The organism is Cellvibrio fibrivorans, assembly GCF_031457055.1.
Lineage (GTDB): Bacteria > Pseudomonadota > Gammaproteobacteria > Pseudomonadales > Cellvibrionaceae > Cellvibrio > Cellvibrio fibrivorans.
Genome location: NZ_JAVDVX010000005.1, coordinates 347,801 through 372,333 on the forward strand (window position 1 = coordinate 347,801; position 24,533 = coordinate 372,333).

The 24,533-nt window shown below is 47.3% G+C and carries 24 protein-coding genes; 14 read left to right on the forward strand and 10 right to left on the reverse strand.

Going from position 1 to position 24,533, the window contains the following annotated elements:
• Nucleotides 1-282: 282 nt before the first annotated feature.
• The 10 genes from J2X05_RS14785 to J2X05_RS14830 all read left to right on the forward strand — a co-directional run bounded on the left by J2X05_RS14785 (nucleotide 283) and on the right by J2X05_RS14830 (nucleotide 11,030).
• Nucleotides 283-717, forward strand: a complete 435-nt coding sequence (locus tag J2X05_RS14785) for a hypothetical protein (RefSeq protein ID WP_310073746.1) — start codon at nucleotides 283-285, stop codon at nucleotides 715-717.
• Between the two features lie 549 nt (nucleotides 718-1,266).
• The gene (locus tag J2X05_RS14790; RefSeq protein WP_310073747.1) at nucleotides 1,267-2,382 is read left to right on the forward strand and encodes a phosphoserine transaminase; all 1,116 of its coding nucleotides are present in this window, start codon (nucleotides 1,267-1,269) and stop codon (nucleotides 2,380-2,382) included.
• A gap of 71 nt (nucleotides 2,383-2,453) precedes the next feature.
• Complete coding sequence (locus J2X05_RS14795; RefSeq protein WP_310073749.1) at nucleotides 2,454-3,629, forward strand: phosphoglycerate dehydrogenase; 1,176 nt, start codon at nucleotides 2,454-2,456, stop codon at nucleotides 3,627-3,629.
• 31 nt (nucleotides 3,630-3,660) lie between these two features.
• Nucleotides 3,661-3,981 (forward strand): YqfO family protein, encoded by a 321-nt coding sequence (locus J2X05_RS14800; protein WP_310073753.1) that lies wholly within the window; start codon nucleotides 3,661-3,663, stop codon nucleotides 3,979-3,981.
• Between the two features lies 1 nt (nucleotide 3,982).
• Nucleotides 3,983-4,546: an NUDIX hydrolase gene (locus J2X05_RS14805; RefSeq protein WP_310073755.1), complete on the forward strand. Its 564-nt coding sequence runs from the start codon at nucleotides 3,983-3,985 to the stop codon at nucleotides 4,544-4,546.
• 175 nt (nucleotides 4,547-4,721) lie between these two features.
• Complete coding sequence (locus tag J2X05_RS14810; protein ID WP_310073757.1) at nucleotides 4,722-6,512, forward strand: acyl-CoA dehydrogenase C-terminal domain-containing protein; 1,791 nt, start codon at nucleotides 4,722-4,724, stop codon at nucleotides 6,510-6,512.
• A gap of 33 nt (nucleotides 6,513-6,545) precedes the next feature.
• A complete protein-coding gene (locus tag J2X05_RS14815) occupies nucleotides 6,546-8,177 on the forward strand; it encodes an AMP-binding protein (RefSeq protein WP_310073758.1) in 1,632 nt (543 codons plus the stop codon).
• 45 nt (nucleotides 8,178-8,222) lie between these two features.
• Nucleotides 8,223-9,209 carry an SPFH domain-containing protein gene (locus J2X05_RS14820; RefSeq protein ID WP_310073760.1) on the forward strand — a complete coding sequence of 329 codons (987 nt, stop codon included), beginning with the start codon at nucleotides 8,223-8,225 and terminating at the stop codon, nucleotides 9,207-9,209.
• A gap of 15 nt (nucleotides 9,210-9,224) precedes the next feature.
• A complete protein-coding gene (locus tag J2X05_RS14825) occupies nucleotides 9,225-9,692 on the forward strand; it encodes an NfeD family protein (RefSeq protein ID WP_310073763.1) in 468 nt (155 codons plus the stop codon).
• A 201-nt stretch (nucleotides 9,693-9,893) separates the two neighbouring features.
• The gene (locus J2X05_RS14830; protein ID WP_310073765.1) at nucleotides 9,894-11,030 is read left to right on the forward strand and encodes a patatin-like phospholipase family protein; all 1,137 of its coding nucleotides are present in this window, start codon (nucleotides 9,894-9,896) and stop codon (nucleotides 11,028-11,030) included.
• Between the two features lie 73 nt (nucleotides 11,031-11,103).
• On the opposite strand, the gene J2X05_RS14835 is transcribed toward J2X05_RS14830, so the two are convergent.
• On the reverse strand, nucleotides 11,104-11,607 hold the full coding sequence (locus J2X05_RS14835; protein WP_310073766.1) for a DUF934 domain-containing protein: 504 nt from the start codon (nucleotides 11,605-11,607) through the stop codon (nucleotides 11,104-11,106).
• Nucleotides 11,591-13,255, reverse strand: coding sequence for a nitrite/sulfite reductase (locus J2X05_RS14840; RefSeq protein WP_310073767.1), 1,665 nt, complete (start codon nucleotides 13,253-13,255; stop codon nucleotides 11,591-11,593). Before J2X05_RS14840 ends, J2X05_RS14835 begins: the two co-directional genes overlap by 17 nt.
• Nucleotides 13,256-13,530: 275 nt before the next feature.
• Between J2X05_RS14840 and J2X05_RS14845 the strand changes: the two genes are divergently transcribed.
• The 3 genes from J2X05_RS14845 to J2X05_RS14855 all read left to right on the forward strand — a co-directional run bounded on the left by J2X05_RS14845 (nucleotide 13,531) and on the right by J2X05_RS14855 (nucleotide 16,651).
• The gene (locus tag J2X05_RS14845; protein WP_310073769.1) at nucleotides 13,531-14,196 is read left to right on the forward strand and encodes an RluA family pseudouridine synthase; all 666 of its coding nucleotides are present in this window, start codon (nucleotides 13,531-13,533) and stop codon (nucleotides 14,194-14,196) included.
• A gap of 169 nt (nucleotides 14,197-14,365) precedes the next feature.
• Nucleotides 14,366-15,379 (forward strand): glycoside hydrolase family 16 protein, encoded by a 1,014-nt coding sequence (locus J2X05_RS14850; protein WP_310073771.1) that lies wholly within the window; start codon nucleotides 14,366-14,368, stop codon nucleotides 15,377-15,379.
• Nucleotides 15,380-15,583: 204 nt separating this feature from the next.
• Nucleotides 15,584-16,651 carry a GGDEF domain-containing protein gene (locus tag J2X05_RS14855; protein ID WP_310073773.1) on the forward strand — a complete coding sequence of 356 codons (1,068 nt, stop codon included), beginning with the start codon at nucleotides 15,584-15,586 and terminating at the stop codon, nucleotides 16,649-16,651.
• Nucleotides 16,652-16,705: 54 nt separating this feature from the next.
• Here the strand turns inward: J2X05_RS14855 and J2X05_RS14860 are convergent, their stop codons facing one another.
• From J2X05_RS14860 to J2X05_RS14875, 4 genes are all read right to left on the reverse strand, one after another.
• Nucleotides 16,706-18,346 (reverse strand): cation acetate symporter, encoded by a 1,641-nt coding sequence (locus tag J2X05_RS14860; RefSeq protein ID WP_310073775.1) that lies wholly within the window; start codon nucleotides 18,344-18,346, stop codon nucleotides 16,706-16,708.
• Entirely contained in the window at nucleotides 18,343-18,648 is a 306-nt protein-coding gene (locus J2X05_RS14865) for a DUF485 domain-containing protein (RefSeq protein ID WP_310073777.1), read from the reverse strand. Before J2X05_RS14865 ends, J2X05_RS14860 begins: the two co-directional genes overlap by 4 nt.
• A 252-nt stretch (nucleotides 18,649-18,900) precedes the next feature.
• Nucleotides 18,901-19,497: a response regulator transcription factor gene (locus tag J2X05_RS14870; RefSeq protein ID WP_310073779.1), complete on the reverse strand. Its 597-nt coding sequence runs from the start codon at nucleotides 19,495-19,497 to the stop codon at nucleotides 18,901-18,903.
• A 6-nt stretch (nucleotides 19,498-19,503) separates the two neighbouring features.
• The gene (locus J2X05_RS14875) at nucleotides 19,504-20,604 is read right to left on the reverse strand and encodes a histidine kinase (protein ID WP_310073781.1); all 1,101 of its coding nucleotides are present in this window, start codon (nucleotides 20,602-20,604) and stop codon (nucleotides 19,504-19,506) included.
• Nucleotides 20,605-20,903: 299 nt separating this feature from the next.
• Between J2X05_RS14875 and J2X05_RS14880 the strand changes: the two genes are divergently transcribed.
• A complete protein-coding gene (locus J2X05_RS14880) occupies nucleotides 20,904-21,827 on the forward strand; it encodes a carboxylesterase family protein (RefSeq protein ID WP_310073784.1) in 924 nt (307 codons plus the stop codon).
• 28 nt (nucleotides 21,828-21,855) lie between these two features.
• On the opposite strand, the gene J2X05_RS14885 is transcribed toward J2X05_RS14880, so the two are convergent.
• The 4 genes from J2X05_RS14885 to J2X05_RS14900 all read right to left on the reverse strand — a co-directional run bounded on the left by J2X05_RS14885 (nucleotide 21,856) and on the right by J2X05_RS14900 (nucleotide 24,530).
• Nucleotides 21,856-22,683 (reverse strand): glycosyltransferase family 2 protein, encoded by an 828-nt coding sequence (locus tag J2X05_RS14885; protein ID WP_310073785.1) that lies wholly within the window; start codon nucleotides 22,681-22,683, stop codon nucleotides 21,856-21,858.
• 27 nt (nucleotides 22,684-22,710) lie between these two features.
• Nucleotides 22,711-23,754 (reverse strand): lipopolysaccharide heptosyltransferase I, encoded by a 1,044-nt coding sequence (gene waaC / locus J2X05_RS14890; RefSeq protein ID WP_310073786.1) that lies wholly within the window; start codon nucleotides 23,752-23,754, stop codon nucleotides 22,711-22,713.
• Between the two features lie 36 nt (nucleotides 23,755-23,790).
• Nucleotides 23,791-24,186 carry a DUF6165 family protein gene (locus J2X05_RS14895; RefSeq protein ID WP_310073788.1) on the reverse strand — a complete coding sequence of 132 codons (396 nt, stop codon included), beginning with the start codon at nucleotides 24,184-24,186 and terminating at the stop codon, nucleotides 23,791-23,793.
• Between the two features lie 125 nt (nucleotides 24,187-24,311).
• Nucleotides 24,312-24,530: a YgaP family membrane protein gene (locus tag J2X05_RS14900; protein ID WP_310073791.1), complete on the reverse strand. Its 219-nt coding sequence runs from the start codon at nucleotides 24,528-24,530 to the stop codon at nucleotides 24,312-24,314.
• Nucleotides 24,531-24,533 lie beyond the last annotated feature (3 nt).

The window sequence follows — 24,533 nt, forward strand, 5'->3', positions numbered from 1 at the left end:
TTACCTTTAAATTTCTAAAAAGAATTTTTTGGGTATTAATTTACCTATTTTTGAATTTTACTTAAAAGAATATTTTTTATGCGAAAAAAAGATAAATTAAGAAGTGACAGAGCTTGATATGAGACAAGCATTTTATTGTTTTTAGGCCTAATCTTAAGCTTGGCAAAAAATAAACATCACCGATAAATGCCAAAACAAGCAAAAAAAGTACGGTATCTGGGAGCATTAAGGTGAGGATCGGTCAACAACCTTAGCGTTACGCTAACAATAGCGGTATCAATTATGCGCACCAAAAATTCTTTCGTACCAACCGCAGAAATAGACACAAGTGCCACCGAGCTTGCCGCTGAATCAATAGCACGATGGCGTCAAATTGATGTTGCTTTAACCCCCATCATTGGTCGGCGCGGTATTGTGGCGATCTATAAAAAAGCGCTCAACCTAACCCACGCCGACTTTCCCTGGTTGGCAACCGTATCGGAGGATGATACTTCTTTCGATAACTTTGCCTCTTTGCAGGCAGCGTTGGCGCAACAAACCAGCGCAGTCATCATGGCGGCGAACCTTGCTTTACATCGATCATTTAACAAGTTGCTTGTCAGCTTGATTGGTGAATCACTTAGTGAGCGCCTGTTGCAATCCATCGATGCTTGTTTTCATCGCGAGGCAACACGTCTGCATGACGTTGCTTTGTTGGCCGAGCGGAAATACGCGTGATACTGGTGTGTTACATATTTTATGTACAGCGCATTCGTCCGCAAGCCACGCAGTTCGTTAATTGCCGGGCAATCACCGATCAGAAGGAGGATTGGTGATACAAAATCTTACGCTTTGTCGTTATCTTCTGTATGTTTCTAATCTGTGTTTCTTCGGGGTGCGTGCTTTTTTCAGATTATTTTGCAGATTCGTTTGACAGCGCTGTCATTAAGTTTTACATTAGCTCCAGTTGATTGAAGTGACTGGACTCGGTTGCAGCAATGAGTCTGGTTTTGAATGGTTAATGGTCTCTCACCGTCGATGTCTGGTTGATGCATCGACGTCTCCCTCTGCCCTCTGAATTTCAGAGGGCTTTTTTTTGCCTGTCGATTCGATGTTTTTACGGGCAAATCCGCTTTGGCTGGCTAGGTTATTTAGTGCGTTGCTGGCATAATCGACGCCCCGAATTTTCCGGGTTTGACCTCTGCTCCGTGGAGGATAAACCCCGTTTGGCACGCCTGATTAGCCCTGTTTGTCGGATGTGCTGTTCCTGTCAGCTAGAGGATTACCATGAAGCCAGAAGTAAAACCCCGCAATCCCAATTTCTCGTCTGGCCCTTGCAGCAAGCGCCCGGGCTATAGCTTGGATCAGTTAGATGTTTCTACTTTGGGCCGTTCACATCGCTCCACTATTGGTAAAGCGGCATTGCAACGTGCCTGCGAAGATACCGCTGAGCTGCTCGGTTTGCCGGAAGGCTACCGTGTCGGTGTCGTGCCAGGTTCTGATACTGGGGCCGTGGAAATGGCGATGTGGTCGCTGTTGGGCGAGCGCGGTGTGGATATCCTGCAGTGGGAGTCCTTTGGTAAAGGTTGGTTGAGCGACGCTACCAAAGAGTTGAAGTTGAGTGTCAATGCACACGAAGCGGATTACGGTCTATTACCTGATTTATCAAAAGTCAATTTCGATAACGATGTGATCTTCACCTGGAACGGCACTACCTCTGGTGTGAAAGTGCCGAATGGTGACTGGATTCCTGCTGATCGCAAGGGACTTACTATTTGCGATGCAACCTCGGCTGTATTCGCGATGGAGATGCCTTGGGAAAAGTTAGATGTGATTACTTACAGCTGGCAGAAAGTGTTGGGTGGCGAAGGTGCGCACGGCATGCTGATCCTCAGCCCGCGCGCGGTTGAGCGTTTGGAAACCTACAAGCCTTCCTGGCCTATGCCAAAACTGTTCCGTATGACCAGCGGCGGTAAAGTCGTTGAGGGTATCTTTAAAGGCGATACTATAAATACGCCATCTATGCTAGCGGTTGCAGATTATTTGGATGCATTGGATTGGGTGCGCGCAATTGGGGGTGTGAAAGAAACTATCGCGCGCTCCAATGCCAATCTGGCAGTATTGAAAAAATTTGTTGCAGCTAATGATTGGATCGATTTCCTCGCACAAACGCCGGAAACACTTTCCAATACCAGCGTATGTTTCACTTTGAAAGCAACACCTGATCAAGTGAAGGCCATGATCAAACTATTGGATAAAGAAGCAGTGGCCTATGATATTGGCGCCTACCGCGATGCACCACCTGGTTTGCGTATTTGGTGTGGTGCAACTGTTGATGCCGTTGATCTTGAGGCCTTGTTGCCCTGGTTGACTTGGGCTTACGAACAAGCCACAGCAGCATAATGAAATAGATATTTTTTGCGAGGCCGTGTTTATACACGGCCTTTTTGTTAGTGCTCAGAGGATTAAATAGCATGTTCAAAATAAAAACTTACAACGCCATTTCTGTTAAAGGTTTGAACCGTTTTCCGCGCGAAAACTATGAAGTCGCCAGCGATATTGGCCAGCCTGACGCTTACATCCTACGCAGCCATAAATTGCACGGTGAAGCATTACCGGAAAGTGTTAAAGCGGTAGCGCGCGCTGGTGCGGGTACTAACAATGTCCCGGTCGATGAATACACCAAAAAAGGTGTTGTAGTATTTAACTCGCCGGGCGCAAATGCGAATGCAGTAAAAGAGTTGGTTCTTGCCGGTATGTTGCTAGGCTCGCGCGGCATTTTGCCGGGCATGGAATATGTAAGTACTTTGACGCATATGACCGATGCCGAAGAAATGTCAAAATTGTTGGAGAAAGAAAAATCCAACTTCGCCGGTTTTGAATTGCAAGGTAAAACCTTGGGTATTGTTGGCTTGGGTGCAATTGGTTCACTGATTGCCGATGCCGCCTTGGCACTGGGAATGAATGTGGTGGGTTTTGATCCAGCGTTATCCGTTGAAGCTGCATGGCGTTTGCCGAGCCAGGTTGGCCGCATGGAGAACTTGCAATCTTTGTTGGCGCGTTCGGATTATATCACTCTGCATGTGCCCGCAATTCCGGCTACAAAAAACCTGATCAATGCCGACACGCTCAAAGTCACCAAAAAAGGGGCGACCTTGTTGAACTTTGCACGGGAAGCGATTGTTGATGCACATGCTGTAGTGGAAAGTTTGGATGCCGGTCATCTGGGTAAATATATTTGCGATTTCCCTGAACCAATCTTGCTCAATCGCAAAGACGTTTACGCGATGCCGCACATCGGTGCTAGCACTGAAGAAGCGGAAGAAAATTGCGCGATTATGGCGGCAGACCAATTGGTGGATTATTTGGAAAACGGTAATATCAAAAATTCCGTTAATTTTCCTGCAGTATCTATGGATCGTTCTCCTGCGATTGGGGCACGCATCACCTTTTCTAACGAAAATGTGTCTGGTGTATTAGGCCATGTGTTGTCGGTATTAGCAGATCACAAAGTCAACGTAGTCGATATGGTCAACAAAAGCCGTGGCGATGTGGCCTATAACATCATCGATGTTGAGCAGGTGCCATCTGCTGCTGTTGTGGATGCACTTACCAAAGTTGAACATGTAATTGCGGTACGCGTGATTTAACTCATCTGATTAAATGACGGGGGCAGGGCAGATGTATAAATTGGTCTTCTTTGTCCCCGAGTCTCATCTTAATGTAGTAAAAGCCGCTGTTTTTAAAGTTGGTGCTGGCCGGATCGGTAACTACGAACAATGTTGTTGGCAGGTGCTGGGACGAGGGCAGTTTCGTCCGCTCGCTGGTGCAACCCCTTTCATTGGTACGCAGGATCAGCTGGAAGTTTTACCGGAATACCGTGTTGAAATGGTCTGTGCTGATGAGTTGATTAGTGCTGCGGTGTCTGCATTGCGCAGTGCTCATCCGTATGAGGAGCCAGCGTTTGATGTTTTGCGTTTGGTTGATGTGGAGGTGAGATAGTTTGAGTCATTCGCTGTTTAATGCGCTCTCGCAACAACTCATTCACGACCCTCTGAATCTCGTTGTGCAACCACAAGCTGCCGTTCTGGTGTTAATTAGTCGTGGCGATAACCCTGCAATTCTTTTTACCAAACGTGCCGCACATTTGCGCCAACATCCGGGCGAGGTGTGTTTTCCGGGTGGTATGTGGGAATCTGGAGATGCCGATTTATTCACTACTGCCCTACGCGAAACCCACGAAGAAATAGGTTTGCCTGCTGCAGAAATGCACCTGTTGGGGCGTTTGCCTTTATCTCACACTCGTGCGGGAACACCTGTCACCCCGTTCGTTGCCAGCTTTAATCCCAGTGTTTCTCTACTCCCGTCTCCCCACGAACTCGATAGCGTGTTTTGTGTTCCCTTAGCGGCTTTTAAAGAGGGCATTCAGGTGCGTGAAGACCAATTTGAGCGGAACGGCCGAGTATTTCGCGTCCCTGTCTATCATTATGAGGGTTATGAGATATGGGGTTTTACTGCTGCGGTAACGGCACAATTACTGCGCTTGTTGACGCGAATCGCATCCTGACCGTATTTGCATCATAACTTTCTGTTCTCGAAATGATAAAAATTAGCAGCCATTTGACATAAAAGTCATATCTGCCAATATGTAAAATCATAATTAGATTATCAACCACTGGTAGCTAACTCTTAGCAGATGCTACCTCCCATTTTTCAGCGGGCTTTTGCCTGGGTGCTTAAGGATGAACAATTACCAAACGCCCTTGCGCGATATCGATTTCACCCTCTTCGAGTTATTGGATTATGCGAGCCACTGCCGTGCGATAGGCCATGCCTCTTTGGATCGCGAATTGACTGGCGCTTTTTTTGGCGAGGCAGCCCGTTTTGCGGAAGATGTGTTGGCGCCGCTTGGTCCGGTTGGTGATCAACAGGGATGCAAACTGGTAGATGGCAAGGTGATTACACCAGAAGGGTTTAAGGAGGCCTACGAACATTACTGCGATGCGGGGTGGCCAACCTTATCGCGTTCAGTTGCCTATGGAGGGCAAGGTTTGCCGCAATCGCTCGGTGTTATCCTGAGTGAGATTTTGGGCACGCCCAATTGGGCATGGGGAATGTACGCCGGGTTATCCCAAGGGGCTATGCACACCATCGAGACCCACGGCACCGAGCAGCAAAAGCAGCAGTATCTACCTGCATTAATTTCCGGCCGCTGGACGGGTACTATGTGCCTTACTGAAGCGCAGGCGGGGAGTGACCTGGGGTTGTTGCGCACCCGCGCTGATCCGCAAGCCGATGGCAGTTACCAGATTAGCGGCACCAAGATTTTTATCTCCTCTGGTGATCACGACCTCGCTGAAAATATTGTCCACATAGTACTCGCGCGCTTGCCCAATGCACCTGTCGGAACCAAAGGTATCTCCCTGTTTGTCGTACCTAAAGTATTAATAAATGAAGACGGCTCTCTCGCTGCTACCAATGGTGTTAGCTGTAGTTCACTTGAGTCCAAGATGGGTATCCATGGTAATGCGACCTGTGTCTTGCAGTTTGATGGTGCAAAAGGCTGGCTTTTGGGTGAGGTGAATAAAGGGTTGAACCACATGTTCACCTTTATGAATCTTGCGCGCATAGGTTCAGGGCTGCAGGGGCTTGCTCACGCAGAGTTGGGATATCAAAAGTCGCGATTGTACGCCCAAGAACGATTGCAGATGCGCTCCCTGACCGGGGTAAAGAATGCTTCAGGCCCCGCTGATCCTATCATTGTCCATCCCGATATCCGTCGCATGTTGCTCACTCAAAAATCCCTGGTAGAGGGGATTCGGATGTTGAGTTACTACACCACTATAAAAATGGATGCTAGCCAACACGCAATAAGCGCCGGCGAACGCCAGCAGGCAACCGACTTGCTCAGCTTATTAACGCCAATTGTTAAAGCATTTAGTACCGAGGCGGGTTTTGAATCGGCGAATCTCGCTCTTCAGTGCCTTGGCGGGCATGGTTATATCCGCGATTGGGGGCTGGAGCAAAATCTGCGCGACTGCCGCATCGCCACCTTGTATGAGGGAACGACCGGTATCCAGTCGCTGGACTTATTAGGACGCAAAGTACTGGGTTCGGGCGGTAAAACACTAGCACCATTATTGGACGAAATAACTTATTTATGTCGCAGTTGTAATGGTAATGAGCTGTTGGCAGCGCATGCTGCACAATTGACTAGACTCAGTCAGGAGTGGCAGCAGTTAAGTATGAATATCGCCCGTCAGGCGCAGCATAACCCAGATGAAATTGGTGCAGCTGCGGTAGATTATCTAATGTATTCGGGCTATCTTGTGTTGGCTTTTTTATGGCTCAGAGCGCAACAAACAGCGCTGCAACAGCTTGCTCGCCCGGTAACTGATTCCGGTTTTTATCGTGCCAAGCTGGCGGCTGCAGAATTTTATTTTGCGCGCATATTGCCGCGCACTATGAGTTTGGTTAAGGCGATGGAGTCTGGTGCAGACAATTTGATGAATTTGTCCAGCGCTGATTTTTAATCTTGAAAAAATAACAAAAGTGGAGAATGTCGAATGTCGCTGAATTACAACAGAACCCTTGCTGAGGTTTTTTCTGAGTCCTGTAAATCATATGCTGACAAAAATGCGTTCACATGTATGGATCGTACGCTTACCTATGCAGATCTTGATCGATTGTCCGGCCAGTTTGCCGCTTATTTGCAGCAGCATACGGCATTAAAACCGGGCGATAGAATTGCGGTGCAATTGCCGAATATTTTGCAATATCCAGTTGTGATTTTTGGTGCGCTGCGTGCGGGTATGGTTGTGGTCAATACGAATCCGCTGTATACACCGCACGAAATAAAACATCAGCTTAATGATTCGGGTGCAAAAGCCTTGGTTGTTTTGGCAAATATCGCAAAAAATGCAGCAGCGATTATCAAAGAAACCAGCGTGGAGCAGGTGATCGTAACCGAGCTCGCAGACTTGCATTCACCGCTCAAACGGATACTGCTAAATTTTGCAGTGAAGCATCTTAAAAAAATGATTCCGCCCTACGAATTCCCACAGCAAATTGAATTCAATAAAGCGCTCGCGTTAACCAATAAACCTTGGCAGCCGGTAGTGCAAACACCGGATGATGTTGCGGTTCTGCAATACACTGGTGGCACTACCGGCGTTGCCAAAGGGGCAATGCTGACCCATCGAAATTTGGTTGCTAACATGGCGCAGCTCAATGAACGGATGAAAAACGTTTTTCGTCCGACCCAAGAGTTATATGTTGCACCATTACCGCTCTACCATATTTATTCATTTACGATTCACTGCACTTCAGCAGTTGCATTGGGAAATCACAGCTTATTAATTCCTAATCCGCGCGACATTCCCGCATTTATCAAAACCTTGCAGGGCAAACCCTTCACATTTTTTGTTGGCCTCAATACGTTATTCAATGCCTTAATGCGTAACCCCGAGTTTCTTAAATTGGATTTCAGCAACATGCGTCTTACATGCTCTGGCGGTATGGCGCTCACGGCGGAAACAACAAAACACTGGCTGGGGGTAACTAAAGCACCTATCAGTGAGGGGTATGGTTTGACGGAAACTTCGCCAGTAGTTTCCAATAATCCGCTCGAAAGCGTTCAGTATGGCACCGTGGGGCTGCCATTGATTGATACCAACTGCAAAGTTATTGATGATGCAGGCAATACATTACCAACCGGTGAAGCAGGGGAGCTGTGTGTGCAAGGGCCACAAGTGATGAAAGGTTATTGGCAGCGCCCTGATGCCACAGCAGAAGTGATGGATGCCGATGGTTGGTTTAAAACTGGCGACATTGCCATCATTCAAGCTGATGGCTATATCAAAATTGTTGATCGTAAAAAAGACATGATTAATGTCAGTGGCTTTAAAGTATTTCCCAATGAGGTAGAGGATGCGTTAAGCGGTCACCCCGATATTGTGGAAGTTGCAGTTATTGGTGTACCCGATGGCGAAGGCAGTGAAACAGTAAAAGCCTTTATTGTTACCGCAAATGAGCAACTGACGATTGAGCAAGTGCGTAAATTTGCCAAAGAGACGCTCACAGCTTACAAGGTTCCACATCTGATTGAATTCCGCAAGGACTTGCCCAAAACCAATGTGGGCAAAATTTTGCGGCGTGAATTGCGTGATCAGGAACTGGCAAAAGCAAAACAAGCATAACGCAATAGGATTGTTTGACCCTTTATCTTAATTAGGAAATTTATTATGGAATCGCTGTTTGGACTTCTTACCAGCCCGGCTTTTTGGATTGCATTGGTATTACTCTACACACTGAAAAAGGGCATTCATTTTGTGCCACAAAATCGTGGTTACGTTATTTATCGTTTTGGAAAGTACACCAAAACACTTAGCTCTGGATTAAATTTTATTGTGCCATTTGTGGAGTCGGTTGAGGCTGATCGTAATTTAAAAGAACAAACATTAGTAATCCCGCAGCAATCCGCCATTACCAAAGACAATATTGCGCTGATGATTGATGGTGTCTTGTTTATTAAGGTAATTGATGCAGCAGCAGCAACAAACAATATTACTGATTACAAACTGGCATGTACCCAATTGGCAATGACATCGATGCGTAACGCTATTGGCTCTATGGAATTGGATGACTGTTTTCAAAACCGCTCGGCAATTAACGCGAAAATCCAGGAAGCAATGCAGTCGGCTACTGAGCCATGGGGATTAATTGTATTGCGTTTCGAGCTGCTTGAAATTTCAATTCCGCCATCGATCAAAGAAGACATGGAAAAACAAATGACGGCGGAGCGGCAAAAACGTTCGGCAATTCTGACCGCTGAGGGCGTTAAAATTGCGGCCATTACTACTGCAGAAGGCCAAAAGCAAGCGCGTGTATTAGATGCAGAAGCAGCCAAAGCTGAACAAGTGTTAGCAGCAGAAGCAAGTAAAGAGGCGCAGATTCTGGAGGCGACCGGTAAAGCAGAAGCTATTCGTTTAGTGGCGATTGCAGAAGCGGAAGCGCTCACAACAATTGGTAAATCAGCTGCAACTGACGAAGGACAAAAAGCGATTACATTGAATCTGGCACAGGGGGCAATTGCTGCGCACAAAGCTATCGCACATGAGAGCACGGTGGTGCTGACAGATGGCAAGACCAGTGACAACATCGCCAACACTGTTGCGCAGGCGATGGCAGTTTCTTCGTCGATTAATTTATCGCAGGCTTCACATAGATAATAGTGAGAGAAATTTATGAGTGGTTTGTTTGAATATTTTGCGCAGCACCAAGATCATCTTCTCTATACCATTGCCGGTATTTGTTTGGTATTGGAGCTCAGTGTGTTGGGTATGAGTGGCCCCTTATTATTTTTAGCATTGAGCTGCATGTTGACCGGGCTTATGGTAACGCTCGGTGTTATTAGTGGTTGGGAGCTGGAAGTATTAAGTGTTGGTGTATTAGCTGCACTCAGTGCTGCATTATTGTGGAAGCCACTGAGAAAATTCCAGAATTCCGGTGGTGGTCGTGATACCAGCAGCGATATGATTGGTAAAGTGTTGCCTGTTACCCAACGCATTACTCGCGATCAAGGTAAAGTGGCATATTCTGGAATAGATTGGCAAGCGCGCCTCGATGCTGCGTACACAGAACCTGTGGCTGTCGGTAGTCGCGCCCATGTTGTTGCAGTTGAGGGCGCATTGTTGCTTGTGAAGCCTGAATAATCGTGTTTGTGCGCTAGCAAAAAGCACCTCTAATGCAGGTGCTTTTTTATTTCTGCAATTTCAAAAAAGAATTATCTGCGCCATATCGCGCTATAACTGCTACTCTAAAAGCAGCAACAATGAACAATAATACTGGGCGACAAACAATAGTGATCAGATAACTTGTTGGTCAGTCAAAAGTATCAATCGATTGAATAGCTTATGAAAACAGCATTGATCTTATCCGGTGGCGGTGCTCGTGCTGCTTATCAAGTGGGCGTACTGCAAGCGCTTGCGGATGTATTACCTGACAGTTGTGAGAATCCTTTTCCGATTATTTGCGGTACGTCAGCAGGTGCTATTAATGCGTTGGCCATTGCTGCGCATAAAGGTAATTTCAAATCAGCGGTCAATGCACTTGCCTACATGTGGCAGAACCTTGATATCGGCCAGGTTTATTTACATGGTTGGAGCGATATTTTCAAGGGGCTCGGTTATCTTGGTCTTTCCTTGTTTAATGAAGGTATGGGGCGTCGTCGTCCGTTATCCTTACTCGATAATGCTCCGTTGTGGAATTTATTGGGTTCCAAAATTAATTTTGAAAATATTAACCATTCTATCGACAGCGGAAAGCTGCTCGCCGTCAGTGTTTCGGCGATGGGGTACACATCAGGTCACTCAGTTAGTTTTTTTCAAGGCGATCCGATGTTGCAGGGGTGGTCGCGTTATCGTCGCAGTGGCGTGGCGACACAATTGCGTTTGGAACATTTGCTGGCGTCATCGGCGATTCCCACCATTTTTCCAGCAGTGCGTATTAATCGCGAATATTTTGGCGATGGTGCACTGCGCCAATTAGCACCGATCAGCCCGGCGTTACATTTGGGTGCTGATGCATTATTTGTGGTGGGTGTGAGCGGCAATCGCAGTGCGCCTAAAGCAAATCGCCGTGTACCACACCGGCATTCGCCGTCGATGGGGCAAATCATCGGTCACTTGTTTAACAGTGCGTTTGTTGATGCACTTGAAGGTGATTTGGAACATATGCAACGCATGAATGAATTGTTGAAGTTGATTCCTGAGGATGTGCGTATGAGAGAAGGAATCCTATTGCGCCCGGTTGATAATATGGTTATCTCGCCCAGTTATCCTATTGATGGTATCGCTGGTCGCAATGTACGTTATTTGCCAAAAAGCTTGCGCTTTTTCCTGCGCGCCATAGGTGCGACAGCAAAGGGCGGTGGTGCAACTGCAGCGAGTTATTTATTATTTTCCAATGAATTTATCACTGAGTTGATGGCGTTGGGACGTGAGGATACTTTGGCGGAAGCGGATAATATCCGTGCATTTTTCGCCAAATAAGCAATATATTTTGCACAATAAAAAACGCCGCTATCAAGCGGCGTTTTTTATTGTGCGTAGTTGCAAAAAAGTATTAAGCGCGACGACGGAATAGAGGTAACGGTTGATCAACTGATGCCTGATAGTACTCCTGGAGATCAGTGAGTGATTTCACCGCTTCTTCCAGATTGATTTCCGGGTTGGCAAATGCAAAAGCATTCACACCGCAGCGGCGCAGGTAGCAGAGTTGGTCGCGGATAAAATTACCCACCGCGCGCAATTCACCTTTAAAGCCGTAACGCTCGCGCAGCAAGCGTGCGGTAGAAAAGGAGCGGCCATCCATAAACAGGGGGAAGTTAACCCCAATCACTGCAAAACGGTTAGCATCATTACCAATCAACTCTGCCGATTCATCGCTATCAAACCATACACCTATATCTGTGCGATTTTGCAATTGATCTTTTTGCGCAAGCCATACTGCAACAGGAATTAGTACCTGACCCGCAGGTACTTCAACTGCTGCAGCATCGCCTTCAGCCTTGGCGAGCAACGTCCAGGTGTTTTCGATGATAGCGCCGTCTTTAATTAGCTTTTGCATAGACTTTCTCCTTGAATGGAGCGGCACCTATACGGCGATAGGTATCAATAAATAATTCTTCTGCGTTGCGGTTGGCAACATACACATCCACAATTTTTTGGATTACTGCGGGCATATCATCCGCGCCGAAGGATGGGCCAAGTACATCGCCGAGCGAGGCGTCGTTGCTGGCATTGCCACCCAATTGCACTTGGTAAAATTCTTTGCCGGATTTATCAACGCCGAGAATACCGATGTGGCCTACATGGTGATGGCCACAGGCGTTCATACAACCGGAAATGTTCAGGTCGATATCGCCGAGGTCATATACATAATCCAGATCTTCAAATTGACGCTGTATAGCTTCGGCAATCGGAATGGATTTAGCGTTGGCAAGTGAACAGAAATCGCCGCCTGGGCAGCAGATAATATCGGTGATGGTGCCAATGTTCGGCGTTGCAAAACCGGCAGCTTTACATTCTTGCCAGAGCGCAAACAAATCAGTCTTTTTCACATCGGCCAATACGATATTTTGTTCGTGCGTGGTACGCGCTTCGCCAAAGCTAAATTTGTCTGCGAGGTTGGCGATAACTTCCAGCTGTGAATCGGTGATATCACCAGGTGCAACACCTGTCGGTTTCAGCGAGAGTGTGACTGACGCATAACCAGGGATTTTGTGCGCACGCACATTGCGTTGCAGCCATTTGCCAAAGGCGACGCTGTCAGCAGCTTGTGCATCCACAGTTGCTTGCGCCGCAGTGTTATCGATTTGCTCGTAAGCCGGTGCAGTGAAAAAACCTTTTGCGCGTTGAATTTCTGCTTGCGTGAGCTTGTTGTAACCATCTTTCAAATGCTGCCATTCATCTTCCACTTTTTGTGCGAAGACTTCTGGTGTCAATGCGCGCACCAAAATTTTGATACGGGCTTTGTATTTGTTGTCGCGACGACCGAACAGGTTGTACACACGCAAAATCGCTTCGAGGTAAGAAAGTAAATCTTCTTCCGGCAGGAATTCACGAATCGCCACGCCGATAACCGGGGTGCGACCCAAACCGCCGCCCACATAGACTTTAAAGCCCACTTCGCCTTTATCGTTAAACACAACTTCCAAGCCGATGTCGTGCACTTGCACGGCGGCGCGATCTTGCGTCGAACCGGTGACGGAGATTTTGAATTTGCGCGGCAAGAAAGCGAATTCGGGGTGGAAGCTGGACCACTGGCGAATGATTTCGCAGTAGGGGCGTGGGTCGATAACTTCGTCCGGTGCGACACCAGCAAACTGATCAGAAGTGGTGTTACGAATACAGTTACCGCTCGACTGGGTACCGTGCATACCGACTTCAGCCAATTCGGCAAGGATATCCGGTACTTCGGTCAGGTCTGGCCAGTTGTATTGGATGTTCTGACGGGTGCTGACGTGGCAGTAGCCTTTGTCGTAATGGCGGGCAATATGGGCGAGCTTGCGCAGCTGGGCAGAGTTGACCATGCCGTAGGGCACATTAATGCGCAGCATGGGCGCCAAACGCTGTACATAGAGGCCGTTTTGCAAGCGCAGTGGCAAGAATTGCTCGGGCGGAAGCTCCCCTGCAAGGAAGCGTTCAGTCTGGCCGCGGAACTGGGCGATACGCTGGCGCAGAATGCTATGGTCGTACTCGTCGTAGATATACATGGAGCTAGATACCTATCAAATAAAAGCCATCGGGGATGGCAAATGTAAAGGCCATCACGGAATGGCGCTGTAGGCTGAAAATTAAGGCGCGCAGGATACAGGAAAAGCCGTGTTCCAGCGAGTATTGCGGCGGCACCATAACAGCAGGTTGCACCTATGTGAACAAACCTTTGCTACTAAGTTTGTTCCTGTAAGTTATGACACGCAAGTTCATTGGGCTGGTGCTGGTATCATGGCGTTATTGATTTTTTGCCTATCTATTATCGATTTCACTTATGCAAGCAGATATTGACCAATTATTTATCCTTCCGCCCTGTGACGGGGAGGTAGAAATATTGCAAAAAGAACAGGATTTCCTCCTGATCAACAAGCCTACACGCCTGCTCAGCGTGCCGGGACGCCATCCGCGAAATCGCGATTCGGTAATCAGCCGATTACTGTCCGGTTATCCCGGTGCCGCCATTGTCCATCGGCTGGATTTTGATACGTCCGGGGTCATGGTAATCCCCCTCAATAAGCCTGCTCTTTCCGATATCAGCAAACAATTCCAGGCGCGTACTGTCAGCAAGCATTACACGGCGGTAGTTGCCGGGTTAATGGCGCAAGATGAAGGTACTATTGATTTGCCTATCGCGTCCGGGGAAGGCCCTAAATACAAAATCTGCCAAGCGACCGGCAAACCGTCAGTCACAGAATTCACAGTGCTTGGGCGCGACGAGCAAGCCCGAACGACACGTGTATTCCTGCATCCCATCACCGGCCGCTCCCATCAACTGCGCTTGCACTTACAGGCGATAGGGCACCCGATTTTGGGCTGTGAATTCTATGGTGGGGAATTTGCTACTGCAGCTGATCGGTTATTACTCCACGCGACAGATTTGCGGTTTTTACATCCTGTAACAGGTGAGGACGTTTTTATTGAGTCAGTTCCTGATTTTTAGGCGGCTTAATTTCCTGATTGTTCTTTCTTAAAGTACTAACGACATTTTCACTTTGCATCAATTTATGTAAAACCTCGTTAAGTTATCGAGTGCAAATATCAAATTGTTTGACAACGTTGTCCTATGTGCGGGAAATTGACAGCGTCAATCAACCACAAAGGATAACAACATGGGCCATCAACGACTTTTTCTCACCAGTATTCTCTCCGTCTCAATTGCAATTGTAGGCTGTGGTTCCAAAACGGATTCGTCAGTGCAACAAACTTCTTCGGCAGCGCAAGCGTCATCAATAGCGCAATCATCGCTAGCAGCTGCTCCTGCAACGGCTGCGGTATTTTTTGATGATTTTAATTATCCGGATCTTGCCGCATTTCATAGCAATGGCTGGAAAGTCAGAACAGAAACCGGCCATCCGGGGATCAAGGGGGCAACCTGGTCGGCAGAGGGATTATCTTTCCATACAGATATCCCCGAAACAGAAGCAGGCGCAGTGCGCATGAGTTCAGTTACCAATGGTACCGGCGAAAAAACCCGGCACACGCAATTTTGTCATGCACGTAAATATCGCGAAGGTACTTATGCTGCGCGCGTATTTTTCCGCGATGAACCGAGTTACGGGCCAGATGGTGATGAAGTCATCCAAACCATGTATGCCATTAGCCCGCTCAAAGCGCCTATGGATAAAAATTACAGCGAAACTGATTTTGAATATTTACCCAACGGTGGCTGGGGCGAAAATGCCAAGCCCGCAATGTGGACAACCAGTTGGGATACTTTCCAATTGGAGCCATGGACAAAGGTGAATGAGTTTACACGGCAAGAGGGCAGCTACGCCGGTTGGCGGACCCTGGTACTGACAGTTGCTGATAATAAAGTTACTTATTACGTCGATGGAAAATTATTCTCTGAACACACCAGTGCTGTGTATCCCGAGGATTTTATGTCGATCAATTTTAATTTATGGTTTATGCCCAAGGGTGCGGATGGTTCTTTAGGTCCGGTAGATTCGCCTGAAATGCGCGAATATCAGGAAGATATTGATTGGGTATTTTTCCAGGAAGGTGTGGCGATCAGCACCGCCAAAGTGGAAGCACAGATTGCAGAATTGCGCGGTAAAAAAGTGGCTTATGTCGATAATGTGAAAGAGCAAAATCCTGTTCTGCCATCGCCCTGCGGCCTTTAGTTATCGCTTCTCATGGCTTTCCTGCTAGCAGTTATGTGTTGACTGCAACGAATAGGTTTTGCATCGGACAGGGAGTTGTCTGATTATTCTTGTTCGATCACTTGTCATTTTACCGTTAGGCATTAAGATGCTCAGCTTCAAACGATAAGCGTCCGGCGCTGTGCAGTTATTCTCAACCTGCAGCGATGGTTTAACAGGTAAAGAATGCAGATCCAGGCCATTGATGAGCGTACTTTTTATCGCGGAGTGCTAGTGTTGCTTGCGCTCACCGGATTTGTGGGCACTGCTGCCAGCGTGCTGCACTATCTGGAACCTGCCCCAGAGCTGATGGATTTAGTTATCCCACCTTCGGTAGCCGTAACAAATCTGGTCCTGGCGATCTGGTTGATCTGCCGACCCAAAAATATTTTGCGTATTGTCTATTCCGCATTTGGAGTGGGTGTTGCGGCACTCTCGTTACCTGCATGGTATTACAGTCTGCGCGCGCATCAGGCTCCCGATATTCTTCTGATTGATATTTTCCCGCCCATCTCATCCTTCCTCATTATTTTTATTGTAGTGGTGATGGTTATGCTGCCGCCGCGGCGCGCATTTCCGATCATGATTGTCGCATGGCTGCTAAATGCAGTGCCGATCCTGAGCTATTTGTTGATTCACAAAGAGGAATTGTGGACACCGCGCGGACAGGAAATATTTATGAGTTATGGCTTGGCGATTTTGCTGTTATTGGTGCTGTTACCGTTTCAGCACCGGGCACGCCGGCAACTGGAGCGCTTACAACATGATAATTCCCATATGCATAATTTGGCCGAACGCGATGCATTGACGCAACAATATAATCGTTGGGGTGGCCAGCAATTGCTCGATGAATTTATGCGCAGCGGAACTGCTGGCAGCATCATTATGTTGGACATAGATCATTTCAAACTGATTAATGATACCTATGGTCATCTAGTTGGTGACCGTGTATTGCAGCAATTTGCAATGCGTGTAAGTGGAGCGCTACGCAGTGATGGCCACTTGATTCGCTGGGGCGGTGAAGAGTTTTTGGTATTGATTCGCGGGATAGCGGAGCGCGATGCATACACCGTCGCTGAGCGATTGCGTATTGCGATTAATAGTGATTTGTTTCCGCCGATCGGTAAGTTGACGGCATCGGGTGGTGCAGCATCGCGCAGGGATAATGATTCACTCGAGAGTTTAATTGCACGGGCTGATAAAGCCCTCTATCAAGCAAAATTAAATGGTCGCGATCAAATAGCTTGTGACTGATACTGTTATGCAGGATTGTGAATACTTCCTACAGGAAGTATTCACAACTACTCCTTAATGTTGGGCTGCTTCAGCAGCACCAATCCCCGTTTGCGAACGCACAAATTGTGCATCAAATGCAGCCTGTTCTTTTGCTGCAGAGGCTGATTTGTCGGTGATTGAAAAAAACCAAATACCGATAAACGCAGCGCTCACCGAGAAAATGGCGGGATACTTGTAGGGGAAAATTGCCTGCTTGAAACCAAAGGCATCGACCCACACGGTTGGTCCTATCACGACGAGTATTACCGCAGTAAATAAGCCCAGTCCGCCTCCTATAACGGCACCGCGTGTGGTGAGTTTACGCCAGTACATGCTCAACAGCAGAATCGGGAAGTTGGCGCTGGCGGCGACACAGAATGCAAGACCAACCATAAACGCGACGTTTTGTTTTTCAAACACAATCCCGAGCAATACGGCGATTACTCCCAAACACACAGTGGCGATACGCGATGCGCGAATTTCTTTTTTCTCGTCGCGCTCACCTTTTAACACCAGTGTTGCGTAAAGGTCGTGCGAGATCGCACTTGAACCGGCCAGTGTTAAACCGGATACCACAGCGAGAATGGTGGCGAAGGCAACTGCCGATATAAAGCCTAATAAAATATCGCCACCTAATGCCTGCGATAAATGAATCGCTGCCATATTGGCGCCACCAATCAATACACCATCAGTAAAATATGCAGGATTTTTCAGCAGCAAAATGATCGCGCCAAAACCGATGATAAACGTGAGGATGTAGAAGTAGCCGATAAACCCGGTTGCATAGAAAACGGAGCGGCGCGCTTGTACCGCGTCTTTCACGGTGAAAAAACGCATCAAAATATGCGGTAGGCCGGCGGTGCCAAACATGAGTGCGATGCCGAGCGAGATAGCTGAAATTGGGTCACTTACCAGTGTGCCGGGCGCCATGATGGCATTGGCTTTTGCATGCACTTTCACGGCTTCCGCAAATAAATTTTCAAAGCTGAAACCAAATTGCATCATCACCAGAAACGCCATGAGTGACGCACCTGACAGTAATAAAATCGCCTTGATTAATTGCACCCAAGTGGTAGCAATCATGCCGCCAAACGTTACGTAGAGTGTCATCAATACACCGACAATGATCACGGCAAATTCGTAGGGTAAACCGAATAGCAATTCAATTAATTTTCCCGCGCCAACCATCTGTGCGATTAAATAAAATATGACGGTAACCAGTGAGCCGCTGGCAGCGAGGATACGAATCGGTTTTTGTTGTAAACGAAACGAGGCCACATCGGCAAAGGTGTATTTGCCAAGATTGCGCAACGGCTCGGCGATTAATACCAACACGATGGGCCAGCCGACTAAAAATCCGATGGCATAAATTAAACCGTCGAAACCGGATGTGTATACCAATCCGGCAATCCCTAAAAAGGATGCGGCAGACATATAATCGCCCGCAATAGCCAATCCATTTTGAAAGCCGGTAATACCGCCGCCAGCAGCGTAAAAATCGCTCGTGGTTTTGGTACGGCCAGCCGCCCAGTAAGTAATCCCGAGGGTGACGACGACAAAGGCTAAAAACATCGCGACGGCGGTAACATTTATAGCCGAGCTGCTAGTGGCTTGCGCCCAGGCACAGGTCGCCATTGCTGAAAGTAAAACGGCAAGGGGAGCATGGAGTTTCATGATTGTTCTCCCGCTTTTTGCACAATAGCGCGCGTTAAGGGTTCCAGTACGCGGTTGGCGTAATAAACGTAAATCCCGGTTATCACCATACAAAAAAGGATGACACCTAAGCCGAGCACCATACCGATTGAAGTGACGCCGTCGCCGATTGGATTACCCAGTGCGGTAGGATTGAATGCGATAGTAAGAATCAAGGCGAAGTAGGCAACGATAGTGGCGAGCGATAACGGCCACATAATTTTTTTACGTGCGCGGGTCAGGGCCGCGTACTCCGGCAACTGCCGGATAGTTTCAGTATGCATGCTAGGTTTCCCTGTTTTTTGTAGATTATGGGGTGGACTTGGAGCAATGAGTGGTGCGCCGGTCTATGACGGTTGCCAGATTTTCCACCCGGTGTTACTGATTGTGTTATCGCTGTTATGTATTGATTGTTATCACTGTTATGGATTGCTGCCAGAGCTGGCAGCGCAGGCGGATTCTAGCAGCCATCTTGGCGCTACAGGAATACTAGCGGGGATAAAATTCACAAACTTGCATACAAGGCAGGGGATTGATCAGATCCATCCTTTTTGGCGGGCGATGCGCGCGGCGTCAACACGGTTGGCAGCGTGCAGTTTGGCGATGGCCTCTGAGAGGTAATTGCGCACTGTGCCCTCCGATAAGCACAACACTGTTGCAATTTCAGCGGTGGTTTTGCCTTCTGCTGCCAAACGCAGGGCACGGCGTTCTTTATCATTGAGTGGATCGCTTTCACCCAGTGCCATCATCGCCAGTTCACCGTCTATCACACGCTTGCCATCCATGACTTTATAAATGGCCTGGATCAATTGTTCCGAAGGTGCATCTTTTAATAAAAATCCCGAAACACCCATATCAATTGCGCGGCGGATATAACCCGAGCGGCCAAAGGTGGTGATGATAATGGTTTTGGTGGACAGTTTTTGTTGCAGCACCCACTGCGCTAATTCAAGGCCGGAGCGCCCCGGCATTTCAATGTCGGTGAGTAAAATATCGTAGCTGTTTTGTTTCATTAGCAGCCAGGCGCGGTCGCCATCTTCTGCCTGGGTGATTTCAAAACCGTTTTCCATGCTGAGCAATGCGGCTAACGCACCGCGTACCATTGATTGATCTTCGGCTAATAAAATTTTCATGGATTATCAGGATTCCAACTGGTTAAGTTCATTGCGCGGCAATGAAATAATAAATTCACAACCTTTATTAATGGAAGATTGCAAATCTCCCATTAGTGCGTTCAGACGCTCTTGTATTCCTTGCAGACCATTGCCAGGCACTAGTGATTTCACTTCACCGTTGTCATGCATACGCACTAAAATTTTGTCGCAATTTTGTTGGAATTCTATCTTGCAGTGATTGCCCTTGCTGTGGCGTAAAACATTTGTGGTTAACTCCGTTAAGGCCAAAATAATCGCGGTTTCAGCGCGCGGACTCAGTTGGGGAATATCGCCATCCAGCTCCACGACAAAACCTTTTTGCCGCAACTTATCGCACAACTCCATCACTTCACCGGAAAGACCACGATGTTTATAACCGGATACCGTCTGCCTAACCAAACTTAAACTATTGCGCGCAATTTGGTGCAACTCGGACAAATGTTGTTGCACTTGTTCATGCTTCTCCTGCTCCAATAACTTTTCTGCTAATTCTGCCTTAAGTGCAATGCTCGATAATGTATGCCCAAGGATATCGTGCAGGTCTCTTGCAATGCGTTCGCGTTCGGCGATAACTGCTAATTGTTCAATTTCCTGATGGCTTTTTTGCTGGCTAATGCGCGCTTCCATACGAAGCTTTTCGACATATCCAATAATGCCAATAGTGGCCAATCCCGAGAGCGCCGGAAATGCAAAGTAGGGGAATGGATAATTAAATTGGTAGTGCATGGCAATAATAATCGCCACTAAAGCTCCGGTTATCGATAGCCAGATTTTGGTGCGATAAGTAAAGCCAACCAAAAAACCTATATACGAAAAAAATGTGCTGGAACCGGGCGAGTATGGAGTAATAACAACAGCTAGTAGAACAATCGCAAGTACCGGTTTCCATACGTGTTGAGCTTTGAGTGTAATCGCCCATAAATACAGTGATACAAAAATACAATAAATGCCCACTAGCAAAACCTGGGCAAGTGCGCTGAAGGGCATGTAGTACACAGGCACAAAGTAATAAAGGCTGAAAACCAGCCAAATCCATGATTTGGCAGAATAAATAGAGCCTGCGCATTGTTCGGGGTGATGATTCATGGCGGTATGTCTGCGTGGTGGTTGTGATACAGGCCTATTATGTACCTGTTGTAGCTACAGGTGAATCCAGGCTGGTTCAATTAGCAACCAGTCTGGTTCTTCGGGGCTTCTTGCACCAGCCGCGAAAGTCACCAGTGTCTTGTGACAAATGTCAGTGAACCGGGGGGCCACAATTAAGAGCCATTACATCTCAATCCGGTGTGGGTGAGGGGGTTAAGAAACGCAAAAACCCTTGTTGTTTAGATTTTGTAATCCATTCTGTTCAGCGGTTTCTCATAGTGATAACAATAGGATCGATCATGAAGCAATCTGTTTTTTTTGCGATATTAATTATCGTTTGGTTGACCGGATGCAGCCATTTTCCCGGTGCAAACACTCCATCCGCTGAGCAGCTTTTACGGGTGCCCTATGTCAGTAGTGTAGATCAACTAAAACGCGATTATTTTGTGTATCTACCGCGTGGTTATGAAACGCAAACCGAAAAAAAATGGCCGGTAATTTTATTTTTACACGGTAACGGCGAGCGCGGTAATGGTTTGGACGAGTTGGATTACGTCATTAGCCACGGCCCACTCTACGAGGCTTGGATACAAAAGAAAGATTTACCTTTTATCATCATTTCGCCACAGCTCCATATGTTTACCATGGGCAAAGTGCCCTACATCGCTAACCGTACCCGTGCAAAAATTCCGCTGCGTTTAGCTGAGGGTGTTCCCGCCTATGAACCTTTTTTTGCGACCCCTCAATTGATGGAAACCGGTGAAGATATAAAAAATATGTCAGCAGTAGCGCCGTTATTACCTATGGGGTGGGAACAAGTAGAGCAGGATTTGCTGCGATTGATTAGCCATGTACACAAAAGTTATCGCACTGACACCCAACGGCTGTATCTGACGGGGTTAAGTTATGGCGGCTTTGGTACTTGGTATATGGCGAGCAAACATCCCGATTTATTTGCGGCGGCGGTGCCTGTGGTCGGTTGGGGGCATCCGGATTTAATGGCACCTATCGCCAAAGCAAACTTGCCTGTATGGACGTTTGCAGGCGGGCGCGATACCGCTGTACCAAAAAAATTCTTTTATGCCGGAATAAATAAACTGGAGGAGTTGGGCGATTCAGAAGTCCTTTTCACCGTTCATGAGGATTTGGGGCATGATGCATGGAAACGAATCTATGCGAGCAAAGATCTTTATGATTGGCTGCTAGCGCACCAGAAAAAATAATCGTTGTTTGTATTACGGGTAAGAGTGGTCAAGTGCTTTTCTTCACAATCCCATTCTCCGCCCAAAATCTTCCCGTGCGTTTTACTTCATTTCGGATCGCGTAATTTTTTTTCCAGGTTTCCGGATTGTCATAAGCGCGCGGGTGATCCAGGTGTAAACAGTTGACGCTGTAGCGCACTTGTTTCCCTTTCAATCCGTGGTTGTACAATCGCTCGCCCAATTCGCGATCCAAACCGCCGTATTGCATATCTTCATTAAAGCCGTTGCAAGCTTTGATATCAGATGTCCATGTGGAACTGTTCATGCCATTCCAGGTGGCTTTGGTCGGTGTGACTGCATTCAGTACCGCTTTGATGGTTTTATTTTTAATTAGCTTCCACAATTTATGGTTGGATGGTTGGCCGGCTTTTTTGAGCCAATCGATATTAAAAATAACACCGCTGGCGATGTCGGCTTCGGTAATTGCCTCAGATACGGGTGTAGTTAATTTCACATAACCACCCGATAAAAAATAACCGGGTTGCGCCAGGGATTGATGAATACTAATAAAATCAGGTTCAGGCACACAATCGCCGTCGGTGAAAATTAAATAATCGCAATCAGTTTGTGCGATGGCTTTATTGAGTATCTGGCATTTTTGAAAGCCTTTATCTTCATGCCACACATGTTGGATAGTTAATTTCCCGCGCGCCTGAAAAAATTCAATAACGTCGCGTGTAGGCTGGCCAGACCCATCGTCGGCAATAATCACGGTAAAATTATTATGGCGTTGTGCCTCATAACCAAATAACACGTTTTTGAGCCACTTGGGTTGGTTGTAAGTGGTAATGACTACGCCTATTTTTTGCGGTGTCATAACATAATTCCTGAGTTTAATTACTGGCTAATTGTTGTATGGGTGTGCAAGTAGTTTTTGTTGCAGTGCGTGCCATACGGCTTCGGCTTTAATGCCGCTCATGCAGGCTGGTGTATCGGTGCTATTTTCCGGCAGCCATTTGCAGTGGCGTTTATGGCAGGGCATGCACTCCAATTTTTCTGTTATCTGTAAATTCTGCGTGTGCTCGCCAATAAGCCCTACTTTTACTGGCGAGGTTGCACCATAGAGTGCAATAGTCGGTGTTTCCAGTGCGCCAGCAAGATGGGAAAAGCCGGTATCCAAACCTATAACGCCTGCAGCCTCTACTAATTTTTCAGCAATGGTAGTGATGGATAACCGATGCTCTGGCCTTGTTGCCTGCGGGCAGAATTCAATAATCTGGTCAGCGATGGCTTGTTCTTCCGGGCTGCCCCAAATAATTTCTACACTAAAACCGGCATCGATGGCGATTTTTGTTAAGGCTTGCCACTCACCGGTCGCCCAAAGTTTAGTGACCCAACTGGTGCCAATAATAAAAATTAATTTACGCGGGTTTTTTGCCACCTGAACAAAGTTTTGGTTGATGCCAAAATTCAATTTTGGCGTCGGAGTATAACCCAATGCCTTGCCCACTAATTGGCGAGTGCGCTCCACCGCATGCTGGTCTTTATCAACAATGTGCTGGCGCTTGTAAAACCAGTGAGTGACAGGCTCGCGCGCGGAGGTTTTTGCGTAGCCATCAATGCCGTGTCCTTTGGCGCACTTGGCGACTATCGCACTTTTTAACAGGCCCTGTACATCAATGATGTAATCGTAGGTGGTGTTGCGTACTGAATTGCGCCAGTCTTTAAATTCTTGCCAGTGTTTTTTACTGCGCGTTTTAACCCAGCGGCGCAGATTAATTGGGATGACTTTGTGCACACCAGGGTGCCAATCTACAATTTCGCTGAAACTGTCTTCCACCACCCAATCAATTTCTGCATCCGGATAGTGCTGTTTTATATCGCTGATTGCAGGAAACGTGTGGAAGATGTCGCCCATGGAGGACATTTTGATGAGCAGTATGCGCATGGACGAACTCTTCAATTAGGTAAGCAGTAACGCGGATTATTGATAGTTTTTGTACGACTTTTCTTCGATCAACTCTGAACCGAAGGCGAGGTTGATATCTTTTTTCACGGCGGCGCGTTTGTCGTTGGTGAAATACACGGCGCGCGCGAGCTGGATAAATTTATCACTGAAGTTTTTGTCGCGTTCGCAATCGCGGATATCGTCTTCAATAATCCAGAGTTCCTGGTTGATATCTTTCAATGCTTGTTTGAGTGGTGCCAGTTTGGTTTGGCCGGCGGAATCTAACAGGCTGCTGACTTTATCATTGAGAATATTCAGTTCGTGGGTAACATTTTTCAGTTTGGTTGCATCGCCGATATTGACGGCTTTGATTTCCAAAATGGTGATCTTGTCGATTAATTCACCAAGGGAAATAGGGGCTTGGATAAGCATGGTTAGGTTCTCGGGGGGATTTTTGTGGCGGGGATTCTAACAAATAGAGGCGCCCATGGCGAATGGCCGCCCCCCATCTCCAGCCCCCCTTTCGGGAGGAGGAGCTATTTGAGTGATGGCGCCAGTTATTTGATGTTCAGTGCGAGCTCTTTTTCAGATTTGAGGTTGAATACTTTGCGCATTACCAGTGTGGCCGGGCAAAAACCGGTGAAGGATTGTTGAAACAGATTGGCGCCGATGAACACCGTGAACCATATAAAACCCGGATGAACCCATTGGGTGAGGGCAACGCTTAGCAGAACCATTAGACCGGCAAATGCGGTGAGTGCGCGTTCGGTAGACATGAT

What these genes read in the sequence shown, in the direction of transcription:
- J2X05_RS14785 (WP_310073746.1), top strand. Translation starts at nt 283, where the DNA reads ATGCGCACCAAAAATTCTTTCGTACCAACCGCAGAAATAGACACAAGT.
- J2X05_RS14790 (WP_310073747.1), top strand. Translation starts at nt 1,267, where the DNA reads ATGAAGCCAGAAGTAAAACCCCGCAATCCCAATTTCTCGTCTGGCCCT.
- J2X05_RS14795 (WP_310073749.1), top strand. Translation starts at nt 2,454, where the DNA reads ATGTTCAAAATAAAAACTTACAACGCCATTTCTGTTAAAGGTTTGAAC.
- J2X05_RS14800 (WP_310073753.1), top strand. Translation starts at nt 3,661, where the DNA reads ATGTATAAATTGGTCTTCTTTGTCCCCGAGTCTCATCTTAATGTAGTA.
- J2X05_RS14810 (WP_310073757.1), top strand. Translation starts at nt 4,722, where the DNA reads ATGAACAATTACCAAACGCCCTTGCGCGATATCGATTTCACCCTCTTC.
- J2X05_RS14815 (WP_310073758.1), top strand. Translation starts at nt 6,546, where the DNA reads ATGTCGCTGAATTACAACAGAACCCTTGCTGAGGTTTTTTCTGAGTCC.
- J2X05_RS14820 (WP_310073760.1), top strand. Translation starts at nt 8,223, where the DNA reads ATGGAATCGCTGTTTGGACTTCTTACCAGCCCGGCTTTTTGGATTGCA.
- J2X05_RS14825 (WP_310073763.1), top strand. Translation starts at nt 9,225, where the DNA reads ATGAGTGGTTTGTTTGAATATTTTGCGCAGCACCAAGATCATCTTCTC.
- J2X05_RS14830 (WP_310073765.1), top strand. Translation starts at nt 9,894, where the DNA reads ATGAAAACAGCATTGATCTTATCCGGTGGCGGTGCTCGTGCTGCTTAT.
- J2X05_RS14835 (WP_310073766.1), bottom strand. Translation starts at nt 11,607, where the DNA reads ATGCAAAAGCTAATTAAAGACGGCGCTATCATCGAAAACACCTGGACG.
- J2X05_RS14840 (WP_310073767.1), bottom strand. Translation starts at nt 13,255, where the DNA reads ATGTATATCTACGACGAGTACGACCATAGCATTCTGCGCCAGCGTATC.
- J2X05_RS14845 (WP_310073769.1), top strand. Translation starts at nt 13,531, where the DNA reads ATGCAAGCAGATATTGACCAATTATTTATCCTTCCGCCCTGTGACGGG.
- J2X05_RS14850 (WP_310073771.1), top strand. Translation starts at nt 14,366, where the DNA reads ATGGGCCATCAACGACTTTTTCTCACCAGTATTCTCTCCGTCTCAATT.
- J2X05_RS14855 (WP_310073773.1), top strand. Translation starts at nt 15,584, where the DNA reads ATGCAGATCCAGGCCATTGATGAGCGTACTTTTTATCGCGGAGTGCTA.
- J2X05_RS14860 (WP_310073775.1), bottom strand. Translation starts at nt 18,346, where the DNA reads ATGAAACTCCATGCTCCCCTTGCCGTTTTACTTTCAGCAATGGCGACC.
- J2X05_RS14865 (WP_310073777.1), bottom strand. Translation starts at nt 18,648, where the DNA reads ATGCATACTGAAACTATCCGGCAGTTGCCGGAGTACGCGGCCCTGACC.
- J2X05_RS14870 (WP_310073779.1), bottom strand. Translation starts at nt 19,497, where the DNA reads ATGAAAATTTTATTAGCCGAAGATCAATCAATGGTACGCGGTGCGTTA.
- J2X05_RS14875 (WP_310073781.1), bottom strand. Translation starts at nt 20,604, where the DNA reads ATGAATCATCACCCCGAACAATGCGCAGGCTCTATTTATTCTGCCAAA.
- J2X05_RS14880 (WP_310073784.1), top strand. Translation starts at nt 20,904, where the DNA reads ATGAAGCAATCTGTTTTTTTTGCGATATTAATTATCGTTTGGTTGACC.
- J2X05_RS14885 (WP_310073785.1), bottom strand. Translation starts at nt 22,683, where the DNA reads ATGACACCGCAAAAAATAGGCGTAGTCATTACCACTTACAACCAACCC.
- waaC (WP_310073786.1), bottom strand. Translation starts at nt 23,754, where the DNA reads ATGCGCATACTGCTCATCAAAATGTCCTCCATGGGCGACATCTTCCAC.
- J2X05_RS14895 (WP_310073788.1), bottom strand. Translation starts at nt 24,186, where the DNA reads ATGCTTATCCAAGCCCCTATTTCCCTTGGTGAATTAATCGACAAGATC.
- J2X05_RS14900 (WP_310073791.1), bottom strand. Translation starts at nt 24,530, where the DNA reads ATGTCTACCGAACGCGCACTCACCGCATTTGCCGGTCTAATGGTTCTG.